This window comes from Kitasatospora sp. NPDC058170 (assembly GCF_042883905.1).
Classification (GTDB): domain Bacteria; phylum Actinomycetota; class Actinomycetes; order Streptomycetales; family Streptomycetaceae; genus Kitasatospora.
Genome location: NZ_JBHVUV010000038.1, coordinates 69,612 through 86,316, shown reverse-complemented (window position 1 = coordinate 86,316; position 16,705 = coordinate 69,612). Strand labels below are relative to the sequence as shown.

The 16,705-nt window shown below is 74.9% G+C and carries 13 protein-coding genes; 5 read left to right on the top strand and 8 right to left on the bottom strand.

The window, feature by feature from the left end:
- Positions 1–29: 29 nt before the first annotated feature.
- Positions 30–1,625, top strand: a complete 1,596-nt coding sequence (locus ACFVVX_RS33000; RefSeq protein ID WP_387951077.1) for an FAD-dependent oxidoreductase — start codon at positions 30–32, stop codon at positions 1,623–1,625.
- Positions 1,626–2,115: 490 nt separating this feature from the next.
- Here ACFVVX_RS33000 and ACFVVX_RS32995 read toward each other — a convergent pair whose 3' ends face one another.
- On the bottom strand, positions 2,116–3,507 hold the full coding sequence (locus ACFVVX_RS32995; RefSeq protein WP_387951075.1) for a GntP family permease: 1,392 nt from the start codon (positions 3,505–3,507) through the stop codon (positions 2,116–2,118).
- Positions 3,504–4,058 (bottom strand): gluconokinase, encoded by a 555-nt coding sequence (locus ACFVVX_RS32990; RefSeq protein ID WP_387951073.1) that lies wholly within the window; start codon positions 4,056–4,058, stop codon positions 3,504–3,506. The genes ACFVVX_RS32995 and ACFVVX_RS32990 overlap by 4 nt, the downstream gene beginning before the upstream one ends.
- A 143-nt stretch (positions 4,059–4,201) precedes the next feature.
- Here ACFVVX_RS32990 and ACFVVX_RS32985 point away from each other — a divergent pair, with 143 nt between their 5' ends.
- Entirely contained in the window at positions 4,202–4,897 is a 696-nt protein-coding gene (locus tag ACFVVX_RS32985; RefSeq protein ID WP_387951071.1) for a FadR/GntR family transcriptional regulator, read from the top strand.
- Between the two features lie 193 nt (positions 4,898–5,090).
- The gene (locus ACFVVX_RS32980; protein WP_387951069.1) at positions 5,091–5,450 is read left to right on the top strand and encodes a hypothetical protein; all 360 of its coding nucleotides are present in this window, start codon (positions 5,091–5,093) and stop codon (positions 5,448–5,450) included.
- Here ACFVVX_RS32980 and ACFVVX_RS32975 read toward each other — a convergent pair.
- Entirely contained in the window at positions 5,426–6,514 is a 1,089-nt protein-coding gene (locus tag ACFVVX_RS32975; protein ID WP_387951068.1) for an NADH:flavin oxidoreductase/NADH oxidase, read from the bottom strand. The two genes, ACFVVX_RS32980 and ACFVVX_RS32975, sit on opposite strands and share 25 nt — an antisense overlap.
- 149 nt (positions 6,515–6,663) lie before the next feature.
- Here ACFVVX_RS32975 and ACFVVX_RS32970 point away from each other — a divergent pair, with 149 nt between their 5' ends.
- Positions 6,664–7,020: an ArsR/SmtB family transcription factor gene (locus tag ACFVVX_RS32970; protein ID WP_387951066.1), complete on the top strand. Its 357-nt coding sequence runs from the start codon at positions 6,664–6,666 to the stop codon at positions 7,018–7,020.
- Here the strand turns inward: ACFVVX_RS32970 and ACFVVX_RS32965 are convergent.
- From ACFVVX_RS32965 to ACFVVX_RS32945, 5 genes are all read right to left on the bottom strand, one after another.
- A complete protein-coding gene (locus tag ACFVVX_RS32965; RefSeq protein WP_387951064.1) occupies positions 7,017–7,775 on the bottom strand; it encodes a metallophosphoesterase in 759 nt (252 codons plus the stop codon). The two genes, ACFVVX_RS32970 and ACFVVX_RS32965, sit on opposite strands and share 4 nt — an antisense overlap.
- A gap of 75 nt (positions 7,776–7,850) precedes the next feature.
- Positions 7,851–12,416: a hypothetical protein gene (locus tag ACFVVX_RS32960; RefSeq protein ID WP_387951062.1), complete on the bottom strand. Its 4,566-nt coding sequence runs from the start codon at positions 12,414–12,416 to the stop codon at positions 7,851–7,853.
- A 115-nt stretch (positions 12,417–12,531) separates the two neighbouring features.
- Complete coding sequence (locus tag ACFVVX_RS32955; protein ID WP_387951060.1) at positions 12,532–13,407, bottom strand: hypothetical protein; 876 nt, start codon at positions 13,405–13,407, stop codon at positions 12,532–12,534.
- The gene (locus ACFVVX_RS32950) at positions 13,404–13,592 is read right to left on the bottom strand and encodes a hypothetical protein (protein WP_387951058.1); all 189 of its coding nucleotides are present in this window, start codon (positions 13,590–13,592) and stop codon (positions 13,404–13,406) included. Before ACFVVX_RS32950 ends, ACFVVX_RS32955 begins: the two co-directional genes overlap by 4 nt.
- A complete protein-coding gene (locus tag ACFVVX_RS32945; protein ID WP_387951101.1) occupies positions 13,589–15,124 on the bottom strand; it encodes a hypothetical protein in 1,536 nt (511 codons plus the stop codon). The genes ACFVVX_RS32950 and ACFVVX_RS32945 overlap by 4 nt, the downstream gene beginning before the upstream one ends.
- 189 nt (positions 15,125–15,313) lie before the next feature.
- Here ACFVVX_RS32945 and ACFVVX_RS32940 point away from each other — a divergent pair, with 189 nt between their 5' ends.
- Complete coding sequence (locus ACFVVX_RS32940; protein ID WP_387951056.1) at positions 15,314–16,432, top strand: IPT/TIG domain-containing protein; 1,119 nt, start codon at positions 15,314–15,316, stop codon at positions 16,430–16,432.
- Positions 16,433–16,705: the final 273 nt, after the last annotated feature.

Below are 16,705 nucleotides of genomic sequence, written 5' to 3'. Positions count from 1 at the left end.
CGCCCGACCCGCGTCGCCGTACACACACCATGGCAACCATCCCGACCCTGGGCGCCGAGCGCACCGCCGGCCACACCGCCTCCCGCGCCGAGACCCGCGAGCTGCTGGGCAAGGCCACCTACGACCTGCTGGTGATCGGGGGCGGCATCCTCGGCACGGCCGTCGCCTGGACCGCCTCCCAGGCCGGCCTCAAGGTCGCGATGGTCGACGGCGGCGACTTCGCCGGTGCCACCTCCAGCGCCTCCTCCAAGCTCGTCCACGGCGGTCTGCGCTACCTGCAGACCGGCGCGGTCAAGCTGGTCGCCGAGAACCACAAGGAGCGCCGCGCGCTCGCCACCGACGTCGCCCCGCACCTGGTCAACCCCCTGACCTTCTTCGTGCCGGTCTACAAGGGCGGCCCGCACAGCGCCCCCAAGCTCGGCGCCGGCGTCTTCCTCTACTCGGCGCTCTCCGCCTTCCGTGACGGCATGGGCCGGGTCTCCACCGCCGCGCACGCCGCCCAGCAGGTGCCCGCGCTGCGCACCGAGGGCCTGCGCTCGGTGGCCGTGTACGGCGACCACCAGATGAACGACTCGCGCGTCGCCGTGATGACGGTGCGCGCCGCCGTCGAGGCCGGCGCCGTGGTGCTCAACCACGCCGAGGTCACCGGCCTGCGCTTCACCGGCAGCCGGGTCACCGGCGCCGAGCTCAAGGACCGTCTGGACGGCACCGAGTTCGGCGTCAACGCCCGCCTGGTGCTCAACGCCACCGGCCCCTGGGTCGACCACCTGCGCGCGATGGAGGACGCCGGCGCCGCGCCGTCGATCCGCCTCTCCAAGGGCGCGCACGTCGTCGTCAAGCGCCGCGCCCCGTGGCGTGCGGCCCTGACCATCCCGATCGACAAGTACCGCGTGTCCTTCGCCATCCCGTGGGAGGACCACGTCCTGCTCGGCACCACGGACGAGGAGTACACCGGCGACCCGAAGGACGTCCGGGCCACCGACGCCGACATCGACCAGATCATGGGCGAGGCCGGCCACGCGATCCGCGACGAGCACCTCGACCGCGACCTGATCACCTACGCCTTCGCCGGCCTGCGGGTGCTGCCCGGCGGCCCCGGCGACACCGCCGCCGCCAAGCGCGAGACGGTCGTCACCGAGGGCAAGGGCGGCATGCTGTCGGTCGCCGGCGGCAAGTGGACCACCTACCGGCACATCGGCCGCACCGTGCTGGAGAAGCTCGCCCACGTGCCCGGCACCAGCCTCGGCGAGGACATGTCCACGATCGCCCGGACCGTTCCGCTGCCGGGCGTCGGTGCGCCGAACGCCGTTGCGCACCGCCTGCTGATCGACCGTGAGCCCGGCTCCCGGATGGAGCCGCTGGTCGCCAAGCACCTGGCCAGCCACTACGGCACGCTCTCCTTCGAGATCGCCCGCATGATCGACGAGAACCCCGAGCTCGGCGCGCCGATCCACGCCGACGGGCCGGACGTGTGGGCGCAGGTCGCGTACGCCGCCGACAGCGAGTGGGCGTACACCGCGGACGACGTGCTGCGCCGCCGCACCACGATGACCGTGCGCGGGCTGGACACGCCGGAGATCCGGGCCGAGGTCGAGGCCTTCCTCGCGAAGCGCGGGACCAAGTAGGCGCGACTTTGCAAAGTACGGAGCCGGGTAGGCGGGGCTGCGTGAAGCGTGCGAGCGAGTTGGGCACGGCTTTGCAAAGTGCGGGACCTGACCACGTAGGCGCGGCTTTGCAAAGTGTGGGACCAGGTGGACGCGGCTTTGCAACGCGCGGAGCCGGGTCAGCGGCTCCGTAGCGGACTCCGGAGGGCGGGCACCCCAGGGCTGGGGGCGCCCGCCCTTCGGTATGTCCGGACGAGGATGCCGCGGTCGTGCGCATGCGGCGCGGCACGGGTGGTGTGGCGGCCGGCCGACGGCTCACGGTACGAGCTCGCGGGCGCCGGCCACCTCCGACGGGTCGGTGGGACCGGGCTCATGGTGAACGCCGAACGGGCGGGCGCTCCGGAAGGAGCGCCCGCCCGTTCGGCGTTTCGGTGCTGCTGGGACCTGACCGGTCGACCCGGGCAGAAGGTGCCGGGCAGGCCGTGCCCGGGCAGGAGGTGCCGGGCAGGTCCTAGAGGACCAGGCTGAGCGGCATGATCAGGGCGATCGCGACCACCGAGATCACCGTCTCCATCACCGACCAGGACTTGATGGTCTGACCGACGCTCATCCCGAAGTACTCCTTCACCAGCCAGAAGCCGGCGTCGTTGACGTGCGAGAAGAACAGCGAGCCCGCGCCGATGGCCAGCACCAGCAGGGCCGCGTGCGTCGAGGACATGTCGGCGGCCAGCGGGGCGACGATGCCGGCGGCGGTGATGGTGGCGACCGTGGCGGAGCCGGTGGCCAGCCGGATGAGCACGGCGATCAGCCAGCCGAGCAGCAGCGCGGAGATGTGCCACCGGCTCGACCACTCACTGACGGCGTTGCCCACGCCGACGTCGATCAGCGTCTGCTTGAAGCCGCCGCCCGCGCCGACGATGAAGACGATGCCCGCGATCGGGCCGAGGGAGCGGCCGACGGTGTCGGAGATCCGCTCCTTGGTGAATCCGGCCGCCCGACCGAGGGTCAGCATGCCGAGCAGGGTCGCGGCCAGCAGGGCGATCAGCGGGGAGCCGATGAAGTCGAACACCCGCTGCGGCAGTGCCTTGGGGTCGTCGATGACGACGTCGGCCAGCGCCTTGCCGAGCATCAGCACGACGGGCAGCAGGATGGTGGCGAGGACCGCGCCGAAGCCCGGGGTGTGCTCGGGCTTGTCCGTCTCCACGGGCGCGGTGGCCTGCGGGATCTCCAGCGGGCCGACCCAGCGCTCGGCCAGCCGGGCGAACAGCGGACCGGCGATGACCAGCGTCGGCACGGCGATCAGCAGACCGAGCGCCAGGGTGATGCCGAGGTCCGCCTTCAGCGCGTCCACGGCCACCAGCGGGCCCGGATGCGGAGGGACGAGGCCGTGCAGCACGGAGAGCCCGGCCAGCGCGGGGATGCCGATCCGCATCAGCGGGACGTTGCCGCGGCGGGCCACCAGCAGCACGATCGGGATCAGCAGGACGACCCCGACCTCGAAGAACAGCGGCAGGCCGAGGACGGCCGCGATCAGCGCCATCGCCCAGGGAAGGGCCCTGGGCCCGGAACGCGACAGCACGGTGTCCGCGATGATGTTCGCCCCGCCGGAGTCGGCGAGCAGTTTGCCGAGCATCGCGCCGAGCCCGATCAGCAGGCCGACGCCCGCGACGGTCGCGCCGAAACCCGTGGAGAAGCTGCCCAGCAGCTTGTCGAAGGGGGCGCCCGCGACGGCGGCCAGCAGGCCCGACCCGAGGGTGAGGGCGAGGAAGGGGTGCAGCTTCAGCCGGGTGATCAGCACCACGATGGCGCCGATGCTGAGCAGCACCGCGAACAGCAGCCGGGCGTCGCTGTCGGTGTGCGGCAGGGCCGGTGGGGCGGCCGCCGCGAGCAGGGTGGGGATCACGCGAGGTCTCCATTGACGGGCCGCAGCAGGGATACGGCCATCTCGACGAGTTCTTCGGGGGAGGGTCCGACGTCCAGGACGGCGCCGCGCTCGTCCGCCGCCAGGGGTTCCAGGGCGGCGTACTGCGAGTCGAGCAGCGACGGCGGCATGAAGTGGCCGGTGCGGTGGGCGAGTCGGTCCTCGACCAGCTCGTGGCCACCGCTGAGGTGCAGGAAGAAGGCACCCGGGCAGGCCGCGCGCAGGGTGTCGCGGTAGCGGTGCTTCAGCGCCGAGCAGGTGACCACGCCGCCGGTGCCGGCCTCGGCCCGCTCCCCCAGCCAGCCGCCGAGGGCCCGCAGCCAGGGGGCGCGGTCCGCGTCGTCCAGCGGGGTGCCGGCCGACATCTTGGCGATGTTGGCGGGCGGGTGGAAGTCGTCCGCCTCGGCGTAGGGGAGGTCGAGGCGGTCGGCCAGGAGGCGGGCCAGGGTGGTCTTGCCGACACCGGAGACGCCCATCACCACGAGGGTGAGGGGCGGCGCGGGGATGTCGTGGATCTCGACGCTGAGAGCCATGGGTGGTGCTCCTTCGTTGCCAGGCCGCCACTATCGCTCCAAAGATATGACGTATTCAAGTAGCGGAAACCAAATCGTCATACTTTTACGGTTCGCGGGGACCGGCCGGAGAGCGGGCGGTCGGCACCGCCTAGGCTGGGCGGATGGAGATCCAGGGGCTGCCCGGCCGACTGCTTGCCGACCTCGGACCGGCCATCGCCTCCGGGGAGGTCCCCGAGGGGGCGGTGCTGCGCGCCGAGGAGCTGGAGCAGCGGTACGGGGTGTCGCGGACGGTGGTCCGCGAGGCGGTCCGCATCCTGGAGGGGATGGGCCTGGTCGCCTCCCGGCGGCGGGTCGGCAGCACCGTGCAGCCGAAGTCCGCCTGGGACGTCTTCGACCCGCTGGTGATCCGCTGGCGGCTGGCCGGCGCCGACCGCCCGGCGCAGCTGCGCTCGCTCGGCTCGCTGCGGGTGGCGGTGGAGCCGGCCGCGGCCGCGCTCGCCGCGCGGCACGCCAGCGACGATGAGCGTCGCGAACTGAGCTCGCTGGCGGTCGAGTTGACGATGACCGCGCGGGCCGCCGACCTGGAGACCTTCCTCCGGCACGACATCGCCTTCCACGCCACCGTCCTGAAGGCCTCCGGGAACGAGATGTTCGCCCACCTCGGGGACACCGTCGGGGCGGTGCTGACCGGCCGCACCGAGTACCATCTGATGCCCCATCAGCCGGAGCCGTACGCGATCCGGTTGCACCGCGAGGTCGCGGAGGCGATCTGCGCGGGGGACGCCGGGCAGGCGGAGCAGGCGATGCGGACGATCGTGACGGGCGCGCTGGAGGAGCTCGACCAGCAGCTGGGGTGAGCGGGCCCGGCCGGCCTCGCGACCGAGCCCGGCGGCGCGGGGGTTTGCGGCGCTTTCCTGGGCAGATCACACGATTTGACGGCAGTTCAGCGGATTCGGACGCATAGTCCGGGTACGACAGGGCAGAGTGTTGCGCAGGGGCGCGCTCGGGTGCGCCCGTCCCACCACCGTGACCGCGCCTGGGGGTCGCCCGATGTCATCCGCACGCCGTCGCCGCCGTCTGCCCGACGAGGTGCGGGCCGCCGTCGTCCGGGCGGTGCTCTGCCTGGCCTTCACGCTGGTCGGCCTGCTGCTCGCGACGCTGGCCTCGTACGCGGACAGCTGGTTGATGACGCCGGCCCTGATGGCGATGGGTCTCGGGGTGTTCGGCACCATGTGGTGCCTGTTGGAGATCATGATCTCGCGCCAGGTCGCCGCCCAGCGGATGCGCGGGCCGGGCCAGGCGACGCCGATGGCGGGCAGCCGGGAGCCGGCCCGGCCCCGGCCGTTCCCCCAGCCGGCTCCGCCGCCGGCCGGCCCGGCGCCGCGTCAGCCGCGGGTGCCGACCGCGTAGCCGTACTGCTCGGGCCAGGCCCGCTCGGCGCCGAGCTCGCGGGCGGCGTGCAGCGGCCAGTACGGGTCGCGGAGCAGCTCCCGGCCGAGCAGCACGACGTCCGCCTGCCCGTCCGCGACGATCCGCTCGGCCTGCGCGGGCTCGGTGATCAGGCCGACGGCGCCGGTGGCCAGCCCGGAGGCGGTGCGGACCTCGGCGGCGAAGGGGACCTGGAAGCCGGGGCCGACCGGGATCCTGGCCACCGGGGACATGCCGCCACTGGAGACGTCGAGCAGGTCGACGCCGATCTCGCGGAGCTCCTTGGCCAGCAGCACGGTCTCGTCGGCGGTCCAGGAGGGCTCGTCGTCCAGCCAGTCGGTGGCGGAGACACGGAAGAGCAGCGGCAGTTCCTCGGGCCAGACCTCGCGGACCGCGGTGGCAACCTCCCGGGCGAGGCGGCTGCGGCCCTCGAAGGTGCCGCCGTAGCCGTCGGTGCGGTGGTTGGACGCCGGGGAGAGGAAGGAGTGGATCAGGTAGCCGTGGGCGCCGTGGATCTCGACGGCACGGAAGCCCGCGCCCAGCGCACGACGGGCGGCGGCGGCGAAGTCCCTTACCACGTGCTCGATCTGCTCGACCGTCAGCTCGTGCGGGGCGGGCAGCTCACCGAACGGCACGACGGAGGGGCCGACGCTGCCCCAGGCGAGCTCCTCGGACACCCGGCCGCCGCCCTTCCAGGGCCGGTCGGTGGCGGCCTTGCGGCCGGCATGGGCGAGCTGGATCGCGGGGACGGCGCCGTGGGCCTCGACCAGCGCGGCGATACGGGCGAGCCGATCGGCCTGGGCGTCGTTCCACAGGCCGAGGTCGTACGGGGATATCCGGCCCTCGGGGCGAACGGCGGTGGCCTCCACCATCACCAGGCCGGCGCCCCCGGCGGCCCGGGAGCCGTAGTGGGCGAGGTGGAAGTCCGTGGCCACGCCCGCGCCGTCGCCGTCCGGGAGCGCCGAGTAGGTGCACATCGGCGAGAGCCAGACGCGGTTGCGGACGGTCAGCGAGCGAAGGGTGATCGACTCGAACAGGGCGGTCACGGCGACTCCTCGGTGGGGTGTGGCGGAGCGGCGTACGACAGCGCGGCGCTGGTACGTCGAATACCGTACTACGAGAACTCTCGAACTTCGACACCTCTCGTACTATGGGCATGTACCGCCCCTGCCGCCCGACGACCCACGGAGCCCGCATGACTACCGAGAGCTTCGCCCTGCTGCCCGAGCCCTCCCTCGCGGAGATCCGGCTGGAGCAGGTGCTGCACGCCCTGGCCGACCCGATCCGGTTGCGGATCGTGCGCGACCTCCACGACTGTCACGTCGAGATGTCCTGCACCTCCTTCGACCTGCCGGTCACCAAGTCCACCACCACGCACCACTTCCGGGTGCTGCGCGAGGCCGGGTTGATCCACCAGCACCGGCGCGGCACCGCGCGGATGAGCACGCTGCGCCACGCCGATCTGGCGGAGCTCTTCCCCGGGCTGCTCGACGCCGTGCTGGCCGGCGCCCGTCGGGAGGACCCGGCGGACGGACCGACCGTCAACCGCTAGACAACCGCGCGGAAGTGGGTGGTCAGCCGCCGCTGGTCGTCCAGGACGTGGAGGACGAGCATCGGCGGCTGGTCGAAGCTGATGTCGGGCGCGCCCTCGCAGGGCAGCGTGACGGTGGAGACCACACCGGGCGCCACCAGGACCGGCAGCCCGGCGAAGGTGGTGGCGGCGCCGGTGTGGGAGTGGCCGCAGAGCAGCCCGGCCACCCGGGGGTGGCGGGCCAGCACCTCGGCGAGGCGCTGCTCGCCGAACTGCCGGATCGGGTCGACGGTCGGCAGGTGGAGCTCCACCGGCGGGTGGTGGAAGGCCACCAGTGCCGGGGTGTCCGGGCGGCCGTCGGCGAGACGGGCGTCCAGCCAGCCGAGGGTCTCCTCGTCCAGCAGGCCGTCGTCGCGGCCCGGTATCGACGAGTCGAGCATCAGCAGGTCGGCGCCGGGCAGCCGGTGCAGGCGGTTGACCGGGCCGTCGGCCGGTGCCTCGCCGAGCAGGCCCTCGCGGTAGGGCGCGCGCCGGTCGTGGTTGCCGGGACAGCCGAACAGCGGGTGGCGGGAGGTCAGTACCTCGGCGGCCTGCTCGTACTCGGCGGGCAGGCCGTGGTCGGCGATGTCCCCCGTCACCAGGACGGCGTCCAGCGGGCCGGGCAGGGCGTTGAGGTACGCCATCACCTGCCCGGCCCGCCGGTACGCCCGGGCGCCGCCGTCCCCGCGGTGGTCCTGGCCGAGGTGGATGTCACTGAAGTGGGCGATCGTCAGCATGGCCGCCACGCTAGTGCCGCGTCAGGCAACCTTCGCCCCGTCGCACAGAAGTTGCCTGACGCGGCGCTAGCCCGGTCATGGTGCGGCCGGTACCTCCGCCGGCCGCTTGAACATCCGGGTGGCGGTGATCTCGCCGTGGACGGCCGGGCCGTCCGGGTCCTGCGCGGCGGGCAGGCCGGGGCGCAGGTGCTCCTCCACCGAGATGTACTTGAGGCCGGCCCGCAGGTCGGCGTCGTTGCGCAGCCGGATGACGAGGGGGAACTCGGCGAGCGCGGTGGTGTCGAACAGGCCGGTGGTGTAGATCAGCTGGACGCCGAGCGCGTCGGCGACGGCCCGCTGCAGCTCCAGCAGGTAGGTGGCGTTGGCGCGGCCGATCGGGTTGTCCAGGAAGAGCGTGCCGGCGTGCCGCAGTTGGGACTGGCCGCGGTCGTTGGCGCGCAGGGCGGCCATCGTGCAGTAGAGCGCGATGGCCGCGGTGAGCAGCTGGCCGCCGGAGAAGACGTCGGACATCTGGCCGACGCCGACCCGCTCGGCGCGCAGCACGGCGTCCGGCTTGAGGATCTCGACGCTGACGCCGCGCGGGCCGATCGCGGCGGCGACGCCGCGCAGCAGCAGGGACATGCCGTCGCGGCGCAGGTCGCTGTTCTTCCTGACGGCGGCGCGGGTGGCCTCGTCGATGACCTCGCCGAGGCGCTCGACGAGGGTGGTGTGGTCCGGGTCCTCGAAGCGGATCCGCAGGAACTCCTGGCCGGACCACTCCCCCAGGCCCTCGGGGAGGCGGGAGAGGCGCTGGGCGGCGCGCAGGGTGGTGAGCGAGGACTCGACCAGGCCGCGCAGCCGGTCGACGATCGAGCCGCGGTTGCGTTCCAGCTGGGCGAGTTCGTCGGTGAGCACGCGCAGCCGGGGTGCGAAGGCGGTGGCCCAGGCGGCCGCGTGGTCGGGCAGCGCGGCGGCGGGCAGTTCGCGGATCTGCTGGCGGGCGGGGGTGCGGACGGCCTCGTAGCGGGCCGCGTTGGCGTGCCGGACGAGCGCGTCGGAGGCGTCCCGGACGGCGAGTTCGGCGGAGGACAGCTCGCCGGCGGCGGTGCGCAGGGCGCGTCGGGCGTCGGCCGCGGTCGCGCGGGCGTCGGCGAGCGAGCCGAGGTAGGGCTCGACCGGGTGGCCGTCCTCGTCCTGGTGCTCGCGCAGGCCGTCGCGCAGCTGCCCGGCGTGCTCGTCGAAGTCGGCGGCGGCGGCCTGGGCGGCGTCGAAGGTGCGCTGCAGGTCGGCGTGGGCGGTACGGGCGGCGTCGACGCTCTCGCGGCGCTCGGCGAGCCGGGTGGTGGCGGTGCGCAGCAGTACCTGGGCGTGCTCGGGGTCGGTGGGGACGAGGTCCTCGGGCAGCTCGGTGTGGGCCTCGCCGTCGGCGGGGGCGGAGCGTTCGGCTTCGCCGCGCAGGCGGCCGAGCTGCTCGCTGGCGACGGCGGAGCGGGCCTCGATGGTGGCGACCAGTTCCTCGGCGCGGGCGGCGGCGGCCTGGCGGGCGGGACCGTCGGCGCCGTCGGGGCTGCCGAGGAGTTCCTCGGCGCGGGTGCGGACCTTGTTGGTGAGGCGGTCGAGTTCGGTCGCGGCGGCGGCCTCGTCGCCCTCGGCACGGGCCTGTTCGGCGCGCAGGTCGGCGCCGACGCCGACCTTCTCGTAGAGCTGGGAGGCGGCGCGGTAGGCCTCGCGCAGGGCGGGCAGCGCGGCGGGGGCGGTGTCGGCCGGGTCGTCGGTCTGCTCGGCGGCGGGGATCTCGGCGCGTTCGGCGCGCAGGGTGCGCGCGGTGCGGCGGGCGTCGTCGGCGGCGCGCTGGGCGGCGCGGCGGTCCTCGTCGCAGGTGCGGGCGCGTTCGGCGCACTGGGCCTGGCGGCGGTCGCACTCGACGGCGTCCTCGGCGAGTTCGCGCAGGGAGCGTGCCCAGCCGGCGCGCTCGCGCAGGCGGAAGGCGAGGCCGGAGAGGGCGTCGGCGCGGCGGCGGGCCTGCTGGGCGGCCTCGCGGTGCTCCTCGTGGGCCGCGGCCGCGGTGGCGTGGTCGGCCTCGGCCTCGTCGTGGTCGGCGCGCAGGGTGCTGAGGCCGGCGGCGGCCTGCTCGGCGTGTTCGCGGGCGGTCTCGGCGGCGGCGGCCAGCTCGGCGAGGGTGCCGGGCGGGCAGCTGGCGTGCCAGGAGGCGAGGCGGGCGGCGAGCGCCCGGTCGCCGCCGAGGCGGGCGGCCAGTTCGCGGATGTGCTCCTCGCGGGCGGTGGCGCGGGCGCGCAGTTCGCGGCGCTCGCCGTCGGCGGCGCTCTCGTCGTGCATGGCCGGGTTCGGCGGGACGAGGAAGAAGGCGGGCTCGTCGGTGATCGGGGCGATCAGCGCGGCGGCGGCGCCGACGGCGACGGTGGAGCGGGGCAGCAGGGCGGCGGACTGCAGTGCCTCGCGGGCCCGGTCGAGCGAGTTGGGGTCGGTGATCACCACGCCGTCGACCAGTTCGGGGCGGGCGGCGAGGATCGCCTCGTGGTCGGTCGGGTCGACGGACTGGGCGAGGTAGCGCCAGCCGGGCAGGGCGGGGATGCCGTGCTCGGCGAGGTACTCGACGGTGGCGAGCACGTCGGGGCCGGGCGGGAGCAGGCCGCCGTCGCCGAGCGCGGCAAGGATGCGGGAGTCGTCGGCGGCGGCGGTGCGCAGGTCGAACAGGGTGCGCTCGGCGGTGGCGATGGCCTCGTCGAGCAGCTCGCGCAGCGCCTCGGCGGAGCGGTCCAGGACGGCGGGGGTGAGGAAGCCGGCGTCCTCGTCGGCTCCCTCCTGGTAGGGCGTCAGGGAGAGCAGGTCGGACAGGCGCGGCTCGGTGGCGAGCAGGGCGGCGGTGCGCTGTTCGGCGGCGAGGGCCTGGGCGGCGGACTTGCGGGCGTCGTGGGCGCGGGCGGCCGCGAGTTCGGCGCGGCTGCCGGCGGCGGCGGCCTCGCGCAGCCGGGCGGCGGCGGTCTCGGCGGCGGTGCGGGCCCGGGCGAGCGCGGCGCTGGCGGCCTTCTCGACGTCGGCGGCGTGCAGGGCGGCGCGGGCCGGGTCCGGTTCGTCGGAGCCGGCGTCGATCCAGCCGGACTCGACGGCGGCGGCGGTCTCCTGTTCGACCTCGGCGAGGCGCTGGCGCAGGTGGTCGGCCTCGCTGCGGGCCTTCTGGGCGGCGGTGGCGGCCTCGGTGGCGTCCGACTGGGCCTTGGCGCCGTCGGACTGGAGCTCGCCGGCGCGTTCCTCCTCGGTGTCGGCGCGGCTCTCGGCGGCCGCGGCGGCGCTCTCCAGGGCGCGGGCGAGGGCGGTGGCGGCGCGGGCGCGGGCGGCCAGGGCGGGGGCGGCGTCGAGCTCGGCCTCGCGGATCGCGGCGGCGACCCGGGTGACGCGGTCGGCGGCGGCACGCTGGCGCAGCACGGTCTCGGCGGCCTGCCAGGCGGAGTGCAGGGTGCGGGCCTCGATGAGCTCGCGGCGCAGCGCGGCGGCCTCGGTGGTCGCGGCGGCCAGGCCCAGGGTGGCGTGGCGGTGGGTGAGCTCGGCGGTGATCAGGGTGTGCCGGGTGCGGTCGGCCTCGGCGGCGGTGACGGCGCTCGCGGCAGCGGCGACCTCGATGGCGAGGTCCTGGGCGCGGTCGCGCTCGGCGGCGGCGCGGGAGGTGAGGGCGTGGGCGAGGCGGCGGGTCCGGCGCTCGGCGGTGCGGTGGGCCTCGCGGACGCCCTCGCGGGCGGCGGTGGACTCGGCGATGCGCTCCAGCAGGTCGAGCGAGCCGGCGGTGAAGTCCCGTTCGGCGGTGAGCTCGGCGCGGCGGCCGAGTTTGGCGGCGAAGCCGTGGACCAGGTCGGCGAGGCCGTCGGTGTCCCGGGTGTCGGTGACGGCGCGCAGCAGGAGGTCGGTGAAGTCGCTGTCGTGCTTGACCGCGAAGAGGCCGGCGGCCTCGCCCTCGTCGGCGTTCATCTCGCGCTGGTAGCGGAAGAGTTCGGGGTCGAGGCCGAGCTCGCCGAGGTGCTCCGTCCAGCGGTCGTGGCCGTCCTCGAAGACCAGGTCGAGGTGGGAGTGGGCCTTGCCGGCCTCGGTGAGGGCGTCGCGGAAGCCCTTCATGGTGCGGCGGCGGCCGCGGGCCTTCTGGTCGCCGGCCAGGCTGACCCGCTCGGCGACGGGCAGCGAGTCGAGGGTGAGGCCGGCGCCGGGGCGGAAGGAGTACCAGGTCTCGGCGAACTTGCGGGGGTCGGAGGAGACCTGGCGGCCGCGCCACTCGCTGACCTTGCCGACCACGATCAGCTCGCCGGTGACGGTGTGCTGCCACTCCAGGGCGACGTGGCCGCAGTCGTCGGCGAGCAGGAACTTGCGCAGTACGCCGGAGCTGGCGCCGCCGAGGGTGTTGCGGTGGCCGGGGAGCATCACCGAGAAGATCAGCTTGAGCAGGACGGACTTGCCGCCGCCGTTCTCCAGGAAGAGCACGCCGGCCGGTGCCGGGCGGCGGACCGGTCCGTCGAGGTCCTCGCCGAAGAGGCCGATCTGCTGGGGGGCCGGGTCGGAGACGGGCTCGCCGACGCCGCGCAGGTCGAGCACCGTGTCGGCGTAGCGCGCGCCGGCCGGTCCGATCGAGTAGAGGCGGACCCGGTTGAGCTCGTACATGTGCGGCGGTTCTCCAGGATGTGCAGGGGTCTGGGGGTGGGGTTGGGGTCTGGGGCTGGGGCTTCGGTGGGGGCTGCTGGGCTGGGGCTGGATCTGCTCCGGGTGGTGCGGGGGCTCAGAGCGAGTGGAACGGCAGGCCCGCGTCGGCGACCAGCTCGTCCCCGGTGTCCGGGGGCAGCAGGCTGGCGGTGCCGTCGGAGACCGGGACGACGCCGAGGTCGAGCAGTTCGGCCATGGCGGCGCTGCCGGCCAGGTCGCGGACCTGGAGCTGGTAGCGGGCGGTGGTGCGGTAGGTGCCGCCGGCGTCGTCCGAGGTCTTCTGCAGGAACCCGGAGTCGACCAGGAACATCACGGCCTTGGCCACGATGCCGATGGTGGAGCCGGAGAGACGGCGGGCGTCCTTGGTGGCTCCGGTGGCGGTGCGCCGGGCCCAGACCCGCCAGGCGGCCTCCAGGCCGGGGGCGTCGCTCTGCGGGTCGGTGTTGGCGCCCTCGGCGTCGGCCTGTTCCTCCAGGCGGCGGCAGGCCTGGCGGACGAAGGCGTCGACGCCGTTGACGGTGATCCGGCCGAGGTAGCCGTCGTCGGCGAGGTCCTCGGGGCGGGGGAAGGCCATCGCGGCGACGGCGAGGTGGGCCAGGCCGTGGAGGAAGCGGTCGGTGGACTCGGAGGCGGCGCGGCGGGAGTAGTCGCCCATCCGGACGGCGAAGACGGAGTCCTCGGCGGCGGCGACGGCCATGCCGGCGCGCGGCGAGACCTCCAGGACGATCAGGCCCATGCCGGTGGCGACGGCGTCGGCGAGGCGGGCGAAGGCCGGGTCCTCGCGGTGGCGGCGGACGAGTTCGGCGTACTCGGCGTCGCGGGCGGGGAGCAGCTTGGCCTGGAGGCCGAAGGAGACCAGCCGTGCGGCGTCGGCGACGTCGGCCGGGGTGAGCGCGGCGGGGGCCGCGGGCTCGGTCTCGGGCGCCCAGGACGTGTCGTGGTGGGTCGTCACGGGCGGTGCTCCTCGGGGTTGATGCGGGCGGTGCTGGTGGTGCATGCGGCGGTGCTGGTGGTCCGGGTGGTGCCGGTGCTGCCGTCGTGGGGGCCGCGTGGATGCGGCCGGCGCTGCTCGCGGGCCGGGTGCGGGTGGCGGGCCGGGTGCGGGTGGCGGGCCAGGTGCGGGTGGCGGGGCGTCAACTGGCGTCCTTGCGGTCGGCCGCCATACCGGCCGCGTCGAGCAGGGCGCTGCCGACGATGAGGTCGGCGCCGCCGAACTCTGGGTCCTGCAGCGGGGTGCCGTCGTCGACGGCGAAGAGCAGCCGCTCCTCGCCCTGCCGGTAGGCGGTGCCGACCGGCGGGCTGGCCGCGTGCACGGCCAGCAGGGCGACCAGGTAGGGCAGGTCCCCGTCCTGGGCGCGTGCCTCGGCGAGCAGTCCGGAGAGCCGGCGCGGGGCGTCGGGGGGCAGGTCGAGCAGGAGCAGGGCCGCCTCCAGCTGGTCCTCGGAGAAGCGGCTGTCGTCCGGGGTGGCGACGAGGTCCGGGTCGGGCAGCTCGGCGCCCAGGTGCTCGCGCTCGACCGGCGGGGTGAGCAGCAGGTCGACCAGGTCGGCGACCCGGACGGAGACCGGTGTGCGCAGGCCGGCGCCGCGGGCGAAGAACGCCCCGGTGGGCCGGACGGCCTGCTCCACCGGCAGCCGCAGGGCCGGCGCGAGGAGCTGCCCGTAGAGGTCGATGCCGCTGCGGGCGGCGGGGGCGGCGAAGGCCTGCCGGTCCTGCTCGGCGCGGAACAGCGGGCCGGCCTCCAGCAGTCGGGTCTGCAGCTGGGTGTGGCGGCGGATGCAGTCCTTGACGATGTCGACCAGCTCGGCGGCGCGGCGCTTGTGCTCGGGCTCCTCGGCCTCGTCGCGGGCCTTGCGGATGTTGGTGAGAATCGCGTTCTCGTGCCGGTAGCGGTCGGCGATGTGGTCGAGGGCCTCGTCGATCAGATCGGGGATGGCCTGCATCCAGTCGACGGCGCGCACGTTGCGCCTGGTCGCGTCGAGGGCGCGGCGCAGCGTCTCGGCGTACTGGACGGTGCGGTAGCGGGCCTGCTCGGCGGCGAGCTGGGCGTCGGCGAGGCGGCCGCGGCGGATCAGCACCTCCAGCTTGACCTCGGCGGCGATCTGGGCGGAGGTGACGTCGGTGTCGAGCGCGCCGACCAGGACGTTGACGGCCTCGTCGGTGGTGCGCAGGTAGACGCCGCCGTCGGGGCCCGGCACCTCCTCGATCAGCTTGAAGTCGTAGTCACGGCGGACGTACGCGCCGTCCGGGCCGAAGGTGCCGTAGACGGCGCGGAAGCCGCGGTCGACGCTGCCGACGTTGATCAGCGACTCCAGCACCCAGCGCGCGACCCGCTCGTGCTCGGCGGTGGGCCTGGTGGCGGCCTGGGCGGCGACCCGCGGCAGCATCCGGGCCAGCACTATGTCGCGGTCGGCCCCGGTGTCGAAGTCCATGTGCAGGGTGACCAGGTCGATCGCGGCGAGGCCGACCTCGGCCATCGCGTAGCCGCCGTACTCGCCGGCCAGCATCACCTTGCGGCTGTCCAGGTCGTGCAGCGGGGCGGTGCAGGCCAGCGCCTTGAGCCGGCGGGCGAGGCCCTCGTCGGCGGCGGGGCCGGGCGCGGGCCGCGCGGCGGCTGCGGTGGGCCCGGCGGGCGGGCGGGGCCCGTGCTCGATGGGCGGGTCAGCGATGGCGGTCACGGTGGACAAGATTAGAGGTACGCACCGACAACGACCGAAACGGACCTTATGCGCGGGCGGGAGCGGGAGCCGGGCGGACAGGAGCTCGGGCCGGACGGTGGGGCGTCGAGCCGCGCCGGATAGAACTGGCTTTCGAGAAAAGGCCCCCGCGATCCGGCCGTCACCGCCATGATTCTTCATATGATCATCCGACTGGTACGCGGTGGCCTCGCCGCCGCCCTCGCCGTGGCCGCGCTCGCCGCCGGCGCCACCGTCTCCACTGCCGCGACCACCTCCGGAGCTGCCTCTGGGGCCACGTCCGGCGCCGCCTCCGGGGCCGCCAGGGCCGCCGCCGCCAAGACCGCCGCGAAGGCCGTCGCCACGGCGGCCGTCACCGGCCAGAACGTGGCCGTCACACAGGCCGGGAACTACCCGATCTTCCCGGTCGACTCCACCAACTTCTCGGTGACCTGGAAGTCCTCGGGCACCGCCGACCTGACCGGGGTCACCCACCTCACCGTCGAGCTGCCGCCCGGCCTGACCACCAGCGGCGCCATGATCACCTCCTTCCAGGACTACACCTTCACCCAGACGATCTCGCCCGACGGCCGCCGGCTGGACGCCTTCTTCACCGGCAACCGCGCCCCGGGGCGCAGCGAGTTCATGAAGGTCTTCGTCGCCTCCCACGGCACCCGGCCGGCCGGGACGATCAGGGTGACGGCCGCGAACCGGAACGACGCGGACCCGTCCGACAACGTGTCGACCTATCTGCTCGGCAGCGGCCCGCAGGCTCCGGCCACCCAGCCCGCCCCCGTGGTGACCGGCATCGGCACCACGTCCGGCGCGGGCACCGGCGGTACCGCCGTCACCGTGACCGGCACCAACCTGGACAACGGCTTCGTGCTGTTCGGCGACTCGGTCGCGGTCGGCGGCTGCACCGCCACCACCTGCACCGTGACCACCCCCGGCGGTGCGGGCAGCACGCCGGTCACCGTGGTCACGCCGGGCGGTTCCGCGACGGCGTCCACCCCGTTCGACTACACCGGTGCGGCTCCCCCGGCGCCGCCCGCCCCGGCGGTCACCGGCCTGACCACCAGCACCGGCCCGGCCGCGGGCGGCACCCAGATCTACGTGCAGGGCAGCAACCTGGCCTACGGAACGGTGCGCTTCGGCGGGGTCCCCGCCACCCGCTTCTCCTGCGGGGCGTCGCTCTGCTCGGCGACCGCCCCGGCGGGCACGGGCGTGGTCGACGTGACGGTGACCACGGCCGGCGGGACCAGCGCGACGGGCACGGCCGACCGGTACACGTACACCTCGTAGCGGGCGGCCGCCAGGCCCGCACCACGGAACGGCGGTGGCCGGACACGTCTCGTGTCCGGCCACCGCTGCTTCCCGTCGCACCCGCGGCGCCCTGAGTCCGAGACCCGGTGGCCAGCCGACGCGGCCCAGGCTGTCGGGGCCGGGGCGAGGCGGGGCAGGGGCGAGGCGGGGCAGGGCAGGCCGGAGCGGGGTCGGCGCGGGGCAGGCCGGGGCGGGCCGGGGTCAGGGTGGGGCAGGCCGGGTACAACAGGGACGGGTGGCGGCAGCGGCGAC

What these genes read in the sequence shown, in the direction of transcription:
- ACFVVX_RS33000 (WP_387951077.1), top strand. Translation starts at nt 30, where the DNA reads ATGGCAACCATCCCGACCCTGGGCGCCGAGCGCACCGCCGGCCACACC.
- ACFVVX_RS32990 (WP_387951073.1), bottom strand. Translation starts at nt 4,058, where the DNA reads ATGGCTCTCAGCGTCGAGATCCACGACATCCCCGCGCCGCCCCTCACC.
- ACFVVX_RS32985 (WP_387951071.1), top strand. Translation starts at nt 4,202, where the DNA reads ATGGAGATCCAGGGGCTGCCCGGCCGACTGCTTGCCGACCTCGGACCG.
- ACFVVX_RS32980 (WP_387951069.1), top strand. Translation starts at nt 5,091, where the DNA reads ATGTCATCCGCACGCCGTCGCCGCCGTCTGCCCGACGAGGTGCGGGCC.
- ACFVVX_RS32970 (WP_387951066.1), top strand. Translation starts at nt 6,664, where the DNA reads ATGACTACCGAGAGCTTCGCCCTGCTGCCCGAGCCCTCCCTCGCGGAG.
- ACFVVX_RS32965 (WP_387951064.1), bottom strand. Translation starts at nt 7,775, where the DNA reads ATGCTGACGATCGCCCACTTCAGTGACATCCACCTCGGCCAGGACCAC.
- ACFVVX_RS32960 (WP_387951062.1), bottom strand. Translation starts at nt 12,416, where the DNA reads ATGTACGAGCTCAACCGGGTCCGCCTCTACTCGATCGGACCGGCCGGC.
- ACFVVX_RS32940 (WP_387951056.1), top strand. Translation starts at nt 15,314, where the DNA reads ATGATCATCCGACTGGTACGCGGTGGCCTCGCCGCCGCCCTCGCCGTG.